8 protein-coding genes are annotated in these 15,994 nt (G+C 49.4%); 2 read left to right on the top strand and 6 right to left on the bottom strand.

Features of this window, described 5'->3' with window-relative positions:
• Nucleotides 1–212 (top strand): hypothetical protein (locus NG796_RS15395; protein ID WP_261207732.1); only part of this gene is annotated, 212 nt, incomplete at its 5' end.
• 638 nt (nucleotides 213–850) lie between these two features.
• On the opposite strand, the gene NG796_RS15390 is transcribed toward NG796_RS15395, so the two are convergent.
• The 6 genes from NG796_RS15390 to NG796_RS15365 all read right to left on the bottom strand — a co-directional run bounded on the left by NG796_RS15390 (nucleotide 851) and on the right by NG796_RS15365 (nucleotide 11,986).
• Entirely contained in the window at nucleotides 851–2,752 is a 1,902-nt protein-coding gene (locus tag NG796_RS15390) for a hypothetical protein (protein ID WP_261207731.1), read from the bottom strand.
• A 927-nt stretch (nucleotides 2,753–3,679) separates the two neighbouring features.
• Nucleotides 3,680–5,866, bottom strand: coding sequence for a GumC family protein (locus NG796_RS15385; protein WP_261207730.1), 2,187 nt, complete (start codon nucleotides 5,864–5,866; stop codon nucleotides 3,680–3,682).
• Nucleotides 5,867–6,108: 242 nt separating this feature from the next.
• On the bottom strand, nucleotides 6,109–8,880 hold the full coding sequence (locus tag NG796_RS15380) for a polysaccharide biosynthesis/export family protein (protein WP_261207729.1): 2,772 nt from the start codon (nucleotides 8,878–8,880) through the stop codon (nucleotides 6,109–6,111).
• A 229-nt stretch (nucleotides 8,881–9,109) separates the two neighbouring features.
• On the bottom strand, nucleotides 9,110–9,841 hold the full coding sequence (locus NG796_RS15375) for a cyanoexosortase B system-associated protein (protein WP_261207728.1): 732 nt from the start codon (nucleotides 9,839–9,841) through the stop codon (nucleotides 9,110–9,112).
• A gap of 75 nt (nucleotides 9,842–9,916) precedes the next feature.
• Nucleotides 9,917–10,807: a cyanoexosortase B gene (gene crtB / locus NG796_RS15370; protein WP_261207727.1), complete on the bottom strand. Its 891-nt coding sequence runs from the start codon at nucleotides 10,805–10,807 to the stop codon at nucleotides 9,917–9,919.
• Between the two features lie 39 nt (nucleotides 10,808–10,846).
• Complete coding sequence (locus NG796_RS15365; protein WP_261207726.1) at nucleotides 10,847–11,986, bottom strand: DegT/DnrJ/EryC1/StrS family aminotransferase; 1,140 nt, start codon at nucleotides 11,984–11,986, stop codon at nucleotides 10,847–10,849.
• A gap of 1,076 nt (nucleotides 11,987–13,062) precedes the next feature.
• On the opposite strand from NG796_RS15365, the gene NG796_RS15360 reads away from it, so the two are divergent.
• On the top strand, nucleotides 13,063–15,994 hold a 2,932-nt coding region (locus tag NG796_RS15360), incomplete at its 3' end, for a filamentous hemagglutinin N-terminal domain-containing protein (RefSeq protein WP_261207725.1).

Below are 15,994 nucleotides of genomic sequence, written 5' to 3'. Positions count from 1 at the left end.
GTCTGGACTGGAGTCTGGACTGGAGTCTGGACTGGAGTCTGGACTGGAGTCTGGACTGGAGTCTGGACTGGAGTCTGGACTGGAGTCTGTGGCGGCGCTACTGGTGTTCCGATCGGTACCGCAGGGGTAATCGGGTCGGGGGGGATAATCGGTACAGTCACCGGGGACTGCGGACCTGGAGACTGCTGACCGTTGGCCGGTTCCGCGACTGAGATCGATATTGCTGAGGCAGTAGCTGCAAGACCTACAAATAATAGGCGGCCACTGGATGATTTAAGTTTCGAGAATCGCTGTTTTCCGTTCATATAACCACATCCCGCGAGAATACCCAACTTTAAGCAAGTTGGGAGGAAGCGATGCGGGTATAGCCGCTTCCTATGGACAGTTGGCTCTCATATTGGGAGCGCCGAGAGTTTTTAAACTCAAACTCTAATCGACTGCCCATCAACGTTGACGCAAACACTCCCTAGAGTCTTGGATACAAGACATCTACCATCTGGATCACTTTAATCCCCGAAAAGGAGATAAAGTAGCTAACTGATTTCAACCCTACAACCCTATCTTATTTGGGAACTTTAGTGGGGCGATCGGGCGAAGTATTAACTGGGTGACTTAACGTCATATTTTGACAGGGTTCTGCTACTCTGTACATCAAAGGCTGGGGAGTTTGGTCATCTTAATTCCCACTTTGACTGCATTGGTATTTAAAAATACCCATTGACCCTTGTTCCATGATTACCAAACCTGTTCATGAGTTTGGGTAATGCCTTTACTTGTTTTATCGTACCGAGAGGCGGCAGCACCGTTCTTGGGTTCTCCAAAAAGGAGAGAAAAAGGGCCGCACGGTTGTTTAAAAAGAAATGCCGTAGACTATACTCAAATTTAAGCGCACCCCATCACCCGCGTTACCTGTTAAGTCATTGAGTCCAAAGCTCGCGACCAAGGGAATCCTTTTAAAGGGTACCACAGATAAGCCCATTGTCAAGTCTTGTCCAGTCCACTCGGCGATCGCATGAGCCTGGGAACCCATAGAAGTAGCAAAACTCCCAAATATATTTAATTGGGTCCCGCCAAATTCATCCGTAGGATCGACATTGGGTTCGGTTCGGAAAACCCCATTGCCAACCCCTAGGGTCACAACCCCCAGACTAAAGGGTTTTTCAAGGTTCTCATCAAAAATTAGGACTTTACTTACCGCGCTATAAAAACTGCGCCCTGTATCACTGGCAGCATCTATCCAATCTACAAGATTGATGACCCCAACCGAAACAGAAAAATTGTTTGGGAGTACCCGACTAGCTTGGAAACTGATGCTACCTGCACCCAAATTATCGGATTGTCCACTCTCATTAGACAACCCTGTAAGCGCGAGGATGACATCGAAACCGATCGCCTCTACGGGATCTCCCAACCCCATCGACAAGGAGATTGACCCATCTTCCGACGTATAGCGATTTCGGTTGTTAAACTGTGCCCCAATCCCTAGATTGCCCCAAGCCCCCCCAAACCCACTCGGGTTACTAAGGGTAATTCCCGGAAAATTTCCCGTGATCCCCAAGGCAGCGGCGAGCTGTCGAAGTTGTCTGTCCGTTAAGGAATCCAGAAAACTCAGCAAAATCTGAACTTCGGAAGCGGGGAGAATAATATCTCCGTCGGTTTCCGCTTGTCGCCGTTGCAGGATTTCAGTTAACTCATTCACTTGCCGCAGTTGCTCTGGGGTGAGGTCCTGCTCTCGGGTTGTTTCTAAAACAGCCAGGAGTTCGGTGACTTCTTCCGGGGTAAATTTCCGAGGGGTTGGCTTTTGAGAGTCACTGTTTTGCTCAATTTGAGCCAGTTCTTCCTCACTCAGAGAGGCAATTAAGTTTTGGAGTTGTTGCGATCGCTCAGGAGATAAGATCACCACCAGTTCCCCCTGGGCTTCTAGTTCCGCTAGTTCCTCGACAAGACTTTGGATTTCCTGCCGTTGTTGGGGTCGTAAATTTAAGCGTTGGATGACTCTCAGAAAAGAGATAAACTCTTGTACGGTTGCGCGATCGAGGCGAGTCCCCTGGGCGAGATCCACCCCTACAGCAGATTGGATCTGAGCGCGTTCTTGTGGGGTCAGGGACTCGATTAGCGAGAGCACCAGTTGAGTTTGCTGAGGCGAGAGAATAGCTTGGGGCTGCCCCTGTGCTTGAATTTCTTCTAAATCTTGAATTAGCGTTGAAATCTCCTGACTTTGCTGGGGCCGAAGTCTTAGCTGTTGAATTGCACCCAGGATTAATAAAATTTCAGAAATCTCGGGTTGGGTGAATAAACCCACTTGCACTTCCGGCAAATCCAGAGCTTCCTGAATCTGGGACATTTCTTGCGGGGTGAGGGAAGTCAGCACCCCGCGAATTTGTTCTACTTGCCTAGAGGAGAGGACCACCTGGGGCTGTCCCTGAGCGCTAAGTTCTTCTAATTCGCGAATCAGGGATTGGATCTCCTGAGATTGTTGGGGCCTTAGTCCTTGCCGTTCGACCTCTCGGAACAACAGGATAATCTGTTCAAGTTCTCCTTGAGTATAGGTAACTACTGACTCCTGGCTTGGAGTAGTGGGTGGAACAGGTCTGGTATTCTGTTTGCCGTTGGGCACTTCAGCAGTCTGCCCATTTGTGTTCAGGCCCTGTACGGGGTGAGGATTGGCTAAACTTAATCCTGATGGCAGCACGATGGCTGCACTAATACCGGCCAGCAAACTCAGACGCAATACAAGCTTATGTAAGAACACACCTAAAACTCCCCATACCATGTTTAAACAAGTATCCAGTGAACCACATTGTTCTCCGGAAATACAAGCCTTTCTTATCTATAAATTGTTAAACCTAAGCTCCCCTAGGTGCTTGAGCTTAACGTTGCGTGACGCTCATCTACAATAGCATTGTTCCCGATCATCAACATACCCAGTTTTTGAGGGGAGGGTTTAAATTTTAACCCTTTAAAAAGTTTCTGAATTTTCAGAGGTAAAGAAGCGTTCTCGAAAGGCTGGGGGGGAGTTGAAGAAGGAACTATTGGATCCTGACCCAAGGAACATTAATCAGAGTGTCCCCCAAAATCTAATCAGCCAAAGTTTTTGTCATCGTTTTCTGATATAGCGTGTCTCAATCATTCTGACCTAGCGATCACGATCGCGATGCCAAGCCTAAAGCATGGTTTACAGGCATCACGTACAGGCTGTTGCGATCGCTCGCTTCACTATAAAAGTTTCAGTCTTAGATTCATTATCAAATTCATTTAAGGGTGCGATATAGGGAAACCCTTGATTAGAAACTGGGACACATTTTAATATTAATAGAAAAAATTTAGGGGGTATCGTCTAAATTTTAAAAAAGTTATAGGATGATGGGCTATGTAGAATACTTTAATCTAAAAAAATAAAAAATTCTCCCAGAACTTGAAATTTTCGCCAAGGAGTTGGACTTGTGTTTAGCCTTATTGTTCTGGGACAGTAACGGGGAAAAACAGGATTTATGCAACTGATTGATTTCAGCTATGGAGAAAATTTGGTAAAAACCCCGGGGGTTTTGCCCTGGGTTCTAAACCTGTCCTACTCTCCGGGAGTATTCTGAATCATTGAGACAGGCGATCGCAGAAATTTTGTGATCCCCTAGGAGAAAGGGCGATTAACATTCAATCAGACTGGACGCAACAAACCTCCCTACCGCCTTGTACGCGTAGGGATTTTGGAGGGCTTGCTGTCTATTGATTCAAGCTGGGGAGCTTCGTGGCTTTGGGCGAGGGTTAAGGGTTGTTTGCTGGAAATGCTTTCGGGTAGTGCCACCGGAATATCGGCACCATTAATTACTGCCCCTAAGAGTTGGACGGTTTCTGATTCCGTCAGGGGTTCAACATATTCCGTTAGCATTCCCCCTTGAGTGTAGCGGGGACGGGTGATGAGAATCATCCCATCGCTAAAAGGTTCGAGTAAAAAGGCATCATTGTTGACGCTGAGTGCGGGAGAGTCCAAAATTACTAAATCAAACCGAGCTCGGGCATCTTCAAGGAGTCGGCGGAATTCGTTGGATTCGATCGCTGCTGCGCTGTTTTTGAGAGGACCTGCGCTGGGAACAACGTAGAGGTTTTCAATTTCCGGTGCGAGGCGAATGCATTGGTGGAACTGTCCGTAATAGCGGAGGGGTTCAAGGTTGGCGTCGGGTTCGATCGCCACTTGTAGACTCTGCGCTTGAGAAGGCGATCGCAAATCTGCTTCAATTAGTAACGTCCGCTTCCCGGCACGGGCTGCGGCGATCGCTAAATTATAAGCACAAAAAGTTTTTCCTTCTTGAGCCGCCACACTGGTAATTAACAAGACCTTGGGTGCTTTTTCGCCAATCCGCAACAAATTACTACGGATCTTTTCATAGAACTCCAAATAAGGGGAATCCGGATCGCTCAAAATTGGCATCTCGTGAGGATTCAACTCTGGGGTAAACACCTCGGGTAAAATCCCCAGAATGCGCAAGTCCTGTTGCTGCAACGCCCCGCGAACTTCCTCCATCGTATAAAATTTCCCTTCTAGTAAGGAAATCGCAAAAATCAAGGCATTTCCAATTAGGAAGCCCACCACCCCCCCGAGGGCGAAAATCAGTGCAGGGGGTTGTGTACTGACTTCATTTTTAGAAACCGTAGCGGGTTGCGCCACACTCAAACTACTGGACGTTTCTGCTTCAGCGGCTTTTGCATCGGCCAAAGCTTGCTGCATTTTAGTGTAGAGGTCTTGCTTGAGTCCCACCTGCTGAACTAACCGTGCTCTTTCGAGTTCTTTGTTCGGCAAGGTTTGATAATCCTGCTGCAATTGTTGTTCCGTTTGGGTCAGAGAATTCAATTGCTGGACTAAGGTTTGCCGCTGGGTTTGTAAACTCACCAAGGTTTGCGCTAACTGCTGCCTTGCCGGGTCGAGACTACTGTCCTTGCGAATTTGGGCGCTATTCATTAAAGGGGCAGCCATTCCTCCCCCCCCAATGACTTCTGTGGCTCTGCGCTCTAACAATTCATTGTAAGAGGTTTCCTGCTTTTGCAACTCAATCATCTGGGGATGGAGCGGGCGGAAATCTTTGCTGAGGAGTTCACGCTGGGACTCAATCTGATGGAGGGCTGCTCTCAATTGAGCGATAATTGGGTCTGCACTGAGGGCTTGGGAGACGTAGGCTTGATCCGCTGTTAATCCCAGGCGCTGTTCTAAGCTTGCAAGCTGGGCGTCCAGTCCTTCTAACTGTAAGCGCATCTCGCGTTGCTGATTTTGGTTGGCAACGATCGCCCCAGCTAATCCCCCACTTTTGGCCGCTAAAATTGCTACCGCCTCTTCGCGTTCGTACTCTTCAAGTTTCTTTTCGGCTTCTCTCAGTTCCGTGAGGGCTTCCGGCAACCGCTCTTCAATGGTATCAATCATGCGTCGTAAGGCCGAAGTATTCAGCATTCGGCTTTGTTCAATCATGGCTTCCATGAGCCCTTGCACGGTGGTTTGGGCGGTTTCCCCATTGGAATGAGTATAGCCAAGTTCAATTTGAGGCGGACCATCAGGTTTAGGGATTTTTAAAGACACCTCCTTAAGCAATTTTTTGGGGTCTTCATTCACCTGGGTTGCCACCACGGTTACCACATTTTCTGCTAGGAGAATCTCTTTAGGGAGTTGCTTGCCCTGTTCTTGAATTTGGCTTCCTGTTGCTGAAAACGTTACTGCCGGAGTTGTGTAAGTCAAGGCTCCCCGCGCCCGATAGGTCACATCTGCAGGGGGTTGCATCGCCACAAAGCCTGCCCCACCCAAGGTAAGGACAAAAACAGCGAAGCCAAACCATTTGTATTTACCAAAAGCGATCGCGTAGCGCTTGAGAATGGGTGGAGCCATGATAGAAATAGGGGTAAGGATGAAGGATATTAAAGATTATCGATGAACAGAATTACTAAAGTTTATCCCATTCATTTTATGTAGCCCGTGTAAATCAGTTGGATAATTCTTTTAGGAATAGCAGCGTCTGCTTTCCTCTCTACTCCCCAGGAACACAGACGCTTGGACCCCTCAATTCTAGGGTGTGATTTAAACTGGCTGTAGAGACCCTCTGATTATTCTACCATAAGACGGACCAGGGCTTATTCATTGTTTCTATTATTTTCATTGTCATTGCCCTCGGGTCCAAACAGGAGTGTAGCACTATCTCTCAAGGAATCAAAAAACAGTAGAAATCCGAGAATATCGCGAAAGGGTTGAGTAAAGGTTCCCAGGGCATAGGTGATTTTCCCCACGAGATTGCGACCAATGACAATCACATCATTATTTTCTAAGGGTACATTTTGAGCCAGATCCCCGCGCAAGAGTTCTTGGGCATTGATTTCCCGAGTCACGGCTTTACCCTGTTCCGGATCGAAGCGGATCAGGGCAATATTGTTCAGGTCTGCACTCAAGAGGGGAACTGCATTCAGAATATCCGCAAAGGTACTGCCACTGGGGACGGGAACGACGCTAATGCCTCCAGCAGGATAGCTCAAAACGCGAACGACAATCTGGGGCACGGAGAGGGTAGAACGAGATACGAGGACGCGATCGTAATATTCATCGGTGCTGCTGTCGATAGTGGGAACAAAGACCACATCTCCATTGGCTAACCGCAGTTCTGGAAGTTCAGCCCCGGTCAGTAGGGGGGTATAAAGGTCCAGGACTTCTTCGGAAATTCCCCCATTATCCAGGACCCGCCGGACCCGCACCGATCGCAAATCAGCATTAGAGGTAATCCCTCCCGCCAATAACATCGCATCGGCAACGGGACGATTAGAGGGGGGAAGGGTAAAAAATCCCGGTTGGGCTACTTCTCCCAGGATAGTCACATTGACCGGAATGGCCGCAGCGAGGGTGGATTGAGCTACAATGCTCGGGTTATATCCGGGGTCCTGATTTAATTCCAATTTGGGGACAATCACTACATCCCCATTTCCTAGGCGTAAATCGGGTAAAGCGGTGCCGGTTTCTAGGGCCGCATAAAGGTTGACCTGTTCTTGACTAACAGCCCCATTTGCCATCACTCGACAAATGAGGACGGTCCGCAAGTCGGCTGCCGTCGTAATTCCGCCAGCAGCCTGCAACGCCGTGGGAATAGGACTCAGAGAAGGAGGGAGCACATGAAATCCAGGTGCAGCGACTTCTCCTAGGACTGTAATGGCGACGGACTGTTGGGCCGCTAGGGTGGAGGTGGAGACAGCGGTACTATTATAAGTTCGGGCTTCTTCTAATCCAAGTTTAGGGATGATCAGCACATCCCCATTGGCTAATCGGAGGTCTGGGAAAGGAGTACCGCCTTGCAATGGGGAGAGTAAATCCATTGTTTCTTCGCTGATGCGACCATCGGGGAGGGTGCGCCGCACCTTAACTCTGCGCAAATCCGCAACGGGTGTGCTTCCCCCAGCAAGTTGTAACGCCGTGGGAATAGGACTGGGGGAAGCCGGGAGGATGTAAAATCCCGGTTGGGTGACTTCGCCGACGATAGTAATGCTGACGGGTTGAGCTGTGGTTAAGGTGGAGTTAGAAACGAGATTGTTGTTGTAGTTAAAGGCAGCATCGTTTAAATCGAGGGTGGGGACGATGATGATATCCCCATTACCCAGGCGCAGTTCGGGAAAGGGGATGCCGGTTTGTAAGGGGGAATAGAGATCAACGGCTTCCTCGCTGATCTGGCCGTCACTGAGGACTCGTCGCACTCGGACCGATCGCAGGTCAGCGGCAGGTGTAGACCCCCCAGCAATTACTAAGGCATCTTGGATGGGATTGAGTGAGGGGGGGAGATTATAAAACCCTGGACGAGTCACTTCTCCAATAACGCGGATGCCAACGGCTTGGGGAGGGGAGAGGCGCGATCGCGCTACGATGTTGCTGTCATTAATCTGAGCTTCACTTAAGGATTGTTTGGGGACAATCACGATATCTCCTTCTTCCAGCAAGAGATCCGGCGGGGGACTGCCTGCTTGCAAGGAAACCAACAGGTTGAGGCGTTGTTGCAAAAACCGGCCATCACCCAGAGGACGTCGGATCAGAATGGAGGTGAGGTCGGATCCTGGTGTCGTCCCCCCCACGGCAGCTAAAACTTCTGAAATTCGGGCATTTTCTGCGGGGAACGCATAAAACCCCGGTTGGGTGACTTCTCCAGTAACGGTAATATTCACTGGACGTTTAGCAATTAAGGCGACGTTGACTCGGGGATCGACTAAAAATTGATTTAAACCCGCTTGAATCTGTTGTTGGGCTTGTTGTGCCGTTAACCCCGCCATCTCTACAGGCCCTAATAACTGCATGACGATTTGTCCTTGGGAATTCACTACCGTTTGAATGCTGATGTTTTGATAGGGTTGAACATCAATGACAATTTGATCCCCAGGGGCAATTTGGTAGGGTTGCGTGGGGAATTGGCTAACGGGAATGATGGAGGGGGTTTCTAGGAAGGGATTAGGTTGAGAGACGGCTGGTGCGGGAGGGGCTGAGGGAATCGGCGGTGGGGCTGGCGGGGGGAGTGGGGAGGGGGTTAAAGGTTGGGGGGCGATCGCCTGCTGAGGGTTATTCGTGACGGGCAATCCTTGACGGGGTTGACAAAATTGGCTGATTTGAGGGCTGCTAGTCGGAGTAGTCGCCGGGATTTGAGGCGGAGGCGGAGGCACAGCCGGTCCAGGTTGAATGGAAGGCAAAGAAGGAACGGGGGGATTGGGTATCCCTTGGGCGAGTTCTGAAGGGATTGGGGCGCTAAGTGCCTGGGATATTCTGGGATTAAAGGTGAGGCTCACTAAGGCTGCTAGGGGCATGACCGTAGCTCCCGTATGTAGCCCTGCTAGGGTCAAGGCACTGAGGTGATAAACCTGTCTGACAGAGGAGGATTCAATCATGAGAACTGATGACAACAACGGGTGAAGGGGTTTAGGTTCAGGAGTGGGAGGTTCGGGCTATTCCGGTTCGTCGTTCCCCCAGGTTTTGATGAAATATCCCGACAGAAAAGCAGATCAGCCTTTTTGTGAGCTAGAAGCTTTTGGGATTAATGGACCCCGTAGATGCGCCACAGTGGAGGAGAAATGTTTTAGGAGTCCCCAGGGATTATCCTTTGTCTTCGTCAGGGGGTCATTCGCTTTTCGTCCAGGGAGTAAAGGGACCCTCAATTAAAGCCTGTTGAATGGTTTGACTTAAGGATTCAATCAGGGGTCTGACTGATTCTATATCTCCAAAGGGTTCTATGGGAATGATAACGTTAACCGCCACCCAGGGAAGGCGGTTGCCCTGGAGTTGGGCGAGGCGATCGCGCCAGAACCAGCTCAAGGGGGCGGGATTTCCCCCGGTGGGCCACCCATACCATTGGGCGATCGCATAGGTTTGAGCCGTTGTCCATCCTCGAATTAATCGAGCTTTCACCTGAACTGCCTGATCCGCGTTAGGGCTAGATTCTGGATTCACCTCAAAGGTTAGCGATCGCTTAGAATCTGTTTTCCACCGCCAAAATCCATCAATATCCATCCACTCCACTTGCGGTTGATGCATCGGACCCGTTTGATTCAGTAACAACAGGCCCCCGACAAAGCGATCGCCCTCCTGAATATTCTGCTGTACCCAATTGCGGCCCCCAATTTTCACAATTTGAGGGGCGCTCGTTTCCCATCCACTCAGGGTTAACCCCGTCTTTGTCAATTCCCTTATCTCATTCAAATTGACTAGGTTCGGAGGAGAGATCCACGCCCATTTTCCACTGAAGTAGCTGGGAACTGCTCCTACCGCGAATAGGACTAACATAAATAACAGTAAAGCAACTCGCGTTAGGGAATAATTCTGTAGAAATTTGGGTAAATACATGACTTTCATCCGCGACATCTTGAGTGATTTATCCCAGCGATCGGTTTAGATAATTTTGAGGGTTGTAAGTCGCCCTGAGTGAGTTTAATGAGGGTCTTCCAGTGGAGGCGAAAAATAATGAACAAGCCAATCAATTCCATTGAGTGTCGGAATTAAAAGCCCTAACATCACCGCAGAATATAGATCGCCGCCCCATCCTTCATGCAGCCATTCAAACCAATGTTCGTAACCCGCCCCATGACAGAAGGTCAAAAGAGCATTGCGGATAATATTACCGATCACGGCGATCGCCACGGTACTGGCTAAAAATAGAGTCGTTTTGCTCCGCGACTCATTCGATCCCGTCCAGTAAAGCAACATTAACGCCACATACAGACTGGTAAGAAGCATTTTCAATCCCGCACAGTGTGGCGCAACTTCTACTACTCGTTGATTGACAAATAGGTAAATGCCTTCTACGGTGACATTAAATCCGGCATGGGCTAACAGAAATCCCGCACACCCGGCAATAAAACTTTGTAAAGGCAGGGTATAAGGTGCAATCAAGTATGGAATTTGATTAGGAGTTGCTAGAAAGACTAACAATAAAGGAAAGCTGAGGAGTTTCAAGCCGGGTAATCCTTTGAGCCATAAACAGATTCCTGCTAAGACGAGGGGAAACGATAAATTGACAAAATCTGGTAATCCAGTGACATAAAAACTTCCCCCGATCGCCATCAAAATCCCCCCCAGCGGATGGGTTTGTTGAGGCAGTTTTTGCCATAATTTTCGCTTATCCTGCCAGGAAATATAGGCAGCAAAAGGGAGTCCGATTAATCCATGACTAAAATATTCATGTTCAAGACTGATGCTTTTATTCATCCACCCATCGTACCAATGGAAGAGGAGGGGAGTATAAAGAACACTGAGGATTCCAATTACAATCCACGGGTAATGTTTCTCAAATGAAAAAGGAACTTTACGCCCAATTTGCATAGTTTTATCTGGGGTAACAATAGGGAAAGGGAAACGGGTTTAACTGACAGCTAATGCGATCGCCTCCACCACACGCTCGATTTGTGCCGGATTCAAACCCGGATAGAGGGGTAGAGACCAAATCTCTTCGCAGAGGGCTTCCGCTTGGGGGAAATCTCCGGCTTGATAGCCTAAATTTTGATAAGCCGGTTGCAGATGACAGGGTAACGGATAATGGATGCCCGTTTGAATCCCTTCCGAACCCAGTTTTTCTAGGAGAGTGTTCCGATTTAGAATGCACGCTTTGGTGACGCGGATAACGTAGAGGTGATAAACATGACCGCCACCACTGAGGTTACGGATGGGCAGAATACCCCGATCGCTCAAGGGTTCAAGTAAGGTATCGTACTGTTGAGCGCAGGTATTTCGGGCTTGATTCCAGTCTGGTAAGTAGGGAAGTTTGGCCTGGAGAATGGCCGCCTGGAGGGTATCAAGACGGCTATTAGTACCGAGATCCAGATGGTGATACTTTTTGGGGGCACCATAATTGCGTAAGCTGCGCAATTTTTGTGCCAAGTCACGATCGCTGGTGACGACCATGCCACCATCCCCAAAACAGCCGAGATTTTTACTGGGATAGAAGCTAAAAGCGGCAGCCCGACCCACACCACCAGCCCGGACTCCTTCTCGTTCGGCCAGGTGGGCTTGGGCGGCATCTTCAACGCAAATCAGATTGTGAGCGGCGGCGAGTTCTTGGAGGCGTCCCGGGGAGACCATTTGCCCGTAGAGATGGACCGGCAACAAAGCCCGAGTTTTGGGGGTGATGGCTTTTTCGACGGCTTCTAGGTCGATTAAAGCAGTGGAGGGGTCACAATCCACAAGAACAGGGGTAGCCCCGGCCCGCAGGACGCCGATCAAGGTGGCGATAAAGGTATTCGCGGGGAGGATTGCTTCATCCCCTGGACCAATTCCGGCTGCCTGGAGGGCGAGGGCGATCGCATCGGTCCCACAGGCAACCCCGACGCCGAATTCGACGCCACAAGCTTGGGCGAAGGTGTTTTCAAAGTCTCCCAGGGCTTGTCCTAAAACAAAATCTCCGCGTTCAATTACGCTTTGAATGGCCTGTTGTATTTCGGATTGAATCGGCTGGTGTTGCTGGGTGAGGTCAACAAATGGAACAGTTTCGGGCGTGGGTTTCATTATGGTTCAAGAGACTTCAGAATTGGCCTTCTGTCGGTGGCATTTGAGCCTAGGGAAATGGGTTGAGAACGATTCCCTTGGACTATTTTGCATCCGGAGAGTGAATGGGATGGGGAAGAGGGGATGATGGGAGAGGGACCTAGGCGATCGCCTGCGTTCCGGCTGGGGTCCCTGAATAAAGGCTGCACCTGTTCAAAATTGCTCCCTCTTCTTTAAGTGTAGGAGGGATTTATCAAGGATTGACTCCCCCTCAATTGTGAAGACTTTGTAAATACTGTCCGTTGTCCCGTTCTTTTCCGTTGGACAGCCGATGGGAGATGCAGTTGATCCCTCTTGCGATCGCATTGAGGGCATCTTGTCCTAGGTTAACGAATAGCTCTCCACATCAGGGTTGAAGCCTTGGTAAATTTTTCCAGGGATTTGTAAAGATTTTTAAGGGATTGGAATTGCCTTTTGCCTAATGGATTCAGCAGGCTGGGTCTTCTCTGAAGGATTCGCTCACGTCCTCTCTCAAGATTTTACGTTAGCTTTGCATTTTTGGAAAATTATTTATTTCTTTACTATTTAGGCTGTAAAATTTTTCAAAGCTTGCAGGCTTATTCTAATACCTCAAATGGACTCAGAGCCATTTTCTGCCCCAATCCGGCAAACTCTGGCCCAAACGAGATGCCACTCAGCTCCGGCAATTTGACTAGGGACGAACAGATGTAGGTTAGAGTAGTAAATAGGATGAAAGTCCTATACTCACGTTATCCCAAATGCCATTGGGGAAAAATAATGGGAGCGCTGGAGTTGAGCTAGACCTTATTGATTCCAAAACTATCTAATCCCCCGCTCGACCTGGATTTACATTTTAATTAGATAGGTTTCCTGTCGCGTCAAGATTAACGCCAAACTCAATCATTTAAACCCTCAGTTCAAGTTTAGATTTTTATCCCCAAAAGCTCGGCTTAATGAAATCCAGACTTTCTAATATTTACTAACCTTACGCCGTAGAGATTTGCTCTAGCAAACCCCAGGAAAAGGGCAACGGATTCATCCCATCCTTAAATGCCCCATAACAAAGAGACATATCCATGATTTCACCCATCAGAAGCATCTATATCGGGTGGTTATTCACGCTTTCCCTATGCGGGACAATCGCTATTCAACCCACCCATGCCCAATCGATCATTCCCGGCACCGATACCCAGACCCAAGTCACTCCGAATGGGAATACCTTCAATATTGAGGGCGGAATGCTGTCGGACGATGGCAAGAACCTGTTCCATACTTTTACCAAGTTTGGACTCAGTGCCGGAGAAATTGCTAATTTTATGTCTAATCCCCAGATTCAAAATATTTTGACGCGAATCAATGGGGGCAATCCTTCTATTATTAATGGGCTAATTCAAGTCACTGGGGGACAGTCTAATTTATTTTTGATGAACCCCAGTGGTATCCTGTTTGGGTCAGAAGCGAGTTTAAATGTTTCGGGTTCATTCATGGCAACAACCGCAGACCGGATGGGGTTTGCGGGGTCAGACTCGGTGCAATGGTTTGATGCGAAACAAACGAATCTTTACAGCAGTTTGGTCGGCAGTCCCAGTCAATTTGTGTTTTCAATACCCGAAGCTGCGGCGATCGTGAATGCGGGCAATTTAGGGGTTGGACCGAATCAAAATTTAACCCTACTTGGGGGTTCTGTGATCAACACGGGCACCGTTTCGGCCCAAGGTAATCTGATTATGGCAGGGGTCCCCGGTCAAAGTCTAGTCCGAATTAGCCAAGTCGGACATCTCCTCAGTTTTGAAGTGGACCCGTATCTGTTGCCGATCGCATCGGGACAATTCATTTCCCGAGGCAATTATTTCAATCCCCAGTCTTTACCGGAATTGTTGGCGGGTGAGGGAAGCACTCATGCCACGGGAGTTCAGCTTAATTCCGATGGAACGGTAACCCTGACGGGTTCAGGGTTGCAGTTGCAACAGGGGGATGTCAGTAGTCACCATTTACAAGCTCAAACGGCTGTTGTATTCGCCACAGGGAATTTAACCTTGGCAGAGAGTCAGCTTGAAACTACGGGCAATTTACACTTGCAAGCGGACAATGGGGTGAGATTTGAAGATAGCCCGATGAATCCCGTTGAGGTGAAGGTAGGGCGGAATTTGCAGATTCGTGGCGATCGCAGCGTTACTCTCGATCTACTTAATCACCCGGATTCCCAAATTGAGGTCCAGGGGAATTTGATGGTCGTCAGTGAGGGTAATATCTCCCTGGATGGCGCTTTGCAAAGCGGCGGAAATCTGATGATTGTCAATACGGCATCCCAACCGACCGGGTTTCAAAGTCAGAATGAATTGGCGCTCAGGGCGGGCGGGAATGTAGGATTTGGAAATTATACGGGGGGTACTCTGCGGGTTGATGCAGCAGGAAAAATAGAAGGAGGAACCATTTCCCTGACGATCGCTGCGGATGGTAATGCTTCCCCCGGAGGAGTCTACTTAAGTGCCGGGGGAAGCGATACTTCACCCCCGCCGGTGAATGACTCCCTCGAATTATCTCCAGGAAGCATCGCGGTTGGAGAAATTGCGATCGCTCTTCCAGATCGTTCTGTGGAAATCCAGACAACGGGCTCGATTCAAACTGGAGCCATCTCTACAGATGGGGGCGATATTACCCTCTCCAGCGCTTGGGGTGGCATTAATACGAGTGGAGGGACTCTGGATGCTTCTTCTCTCTCCAACTCGGAAGGGGGGGCGATCGCCTTAACGGCTGAGAATCAGATTATTTCAGGGGATTTAATCACTGAAAATAATGCAATCCAAATTAATGGTCCTCTGAATCTATCCGATGCCGTAACATTCCGGACTACCGGATCTGTACAAGAGGCGGCAGGGGGCGCTATTCAGGTAACAGGAACGATTAATGGCAATGTTCAGTTAAATCTGGAGGCGGGAACCGGGGATGTGGTCCTGGGAGGGGCGATCGGGAATGAAGTGGCGATCGCGGGATTGTCTATTGATGCTCAAACCATTGATTTAACCTCTACCACGACGAGTCAAGGGCCGATCTCCATTGACGCAACAGGCACCGTCACCCTTAGCGATCGCCTGACGACTACAGGAGGAACAGTGAATGTTACCGCCACCGATGCCATTGTGACCGATGACATCACCACATCGGGGGGCTTAATTCATCTCAATAGTCAGAATAGCCAGATCAGCACCGGGAATTTAGAGAGTGTGGCGATCGCCGCTGATGGCGGAACCATTAATCTGCGATCCTTTGCGGGTCTCTCCACCGGGGCGATCGATACTCATTCCACCGTCGGTGCAGGGGGTGACGTCACCCTGTACACCGAGCAAAATGATATTCAAACCGCCTTTATTAATACAGAAGGCGCAACCCAAGGCGGCAGCGTCGAAATTCAGACTACGGGTTCCGTGCGCATCGTCGATTCTTTTCTCTCCCAAACTGGCAGCGAGTTTAGTATTTCCACCGCTGCACCTCAAGGGGGTGAAATTACCATCACTCATGGCAGAAGTGAATTTGTGATTGGGGACCTTGATGGCAATGGCATCATTGAAAATGGAGCTATTGCCGCGATTACCACCGGATCGGGAGAATTTCTCTCCCTCGGAGAATCCGTAACCCAATCGCGCATCTACCTCAATCCTAATCTCCCCCCAGAATCCCCTGACTCAGAAACCCCCGACGAGTCAGAGGGAACCCCGGACGAAACGACTCCAGATGAGGAAGAAACAGACAGTTCTGATCCGTCAAGTCCTTCTGAGTCAGACCCTGAACCCGACGAGGAAGCACCGGGAGAGACGGACTCCACCACGGAGGATTCGACTCCGGATATAGGAGAAGAAACGCCTCCTTTAGAGGAGGAGACGACAGTAGTTGAACCTGATCCAACCCCCGAAGCGCCTGGGGTCGAATCTTCCAATCCCTCGGAACCTGTAGCGGTTTCTGAACCTGCCGTGACTCCTACGCCAGCAGAACCTGTAGCGGTTTCTGAAC

It is taken from the genome of Laspinema sp. D2d, assembly GCF_025370755.1.
Lineage (GTDB): Bacteria > Cyanobacteriota > Cyanobacteriia > Cyanobacteriales > Laspinemataceae > Laspinema.
The sequence above is the reverse complement of the archived record's forward strand: the minus strand, read 5'-3'. Positions and strand labels throughout refer to the sequence as shown.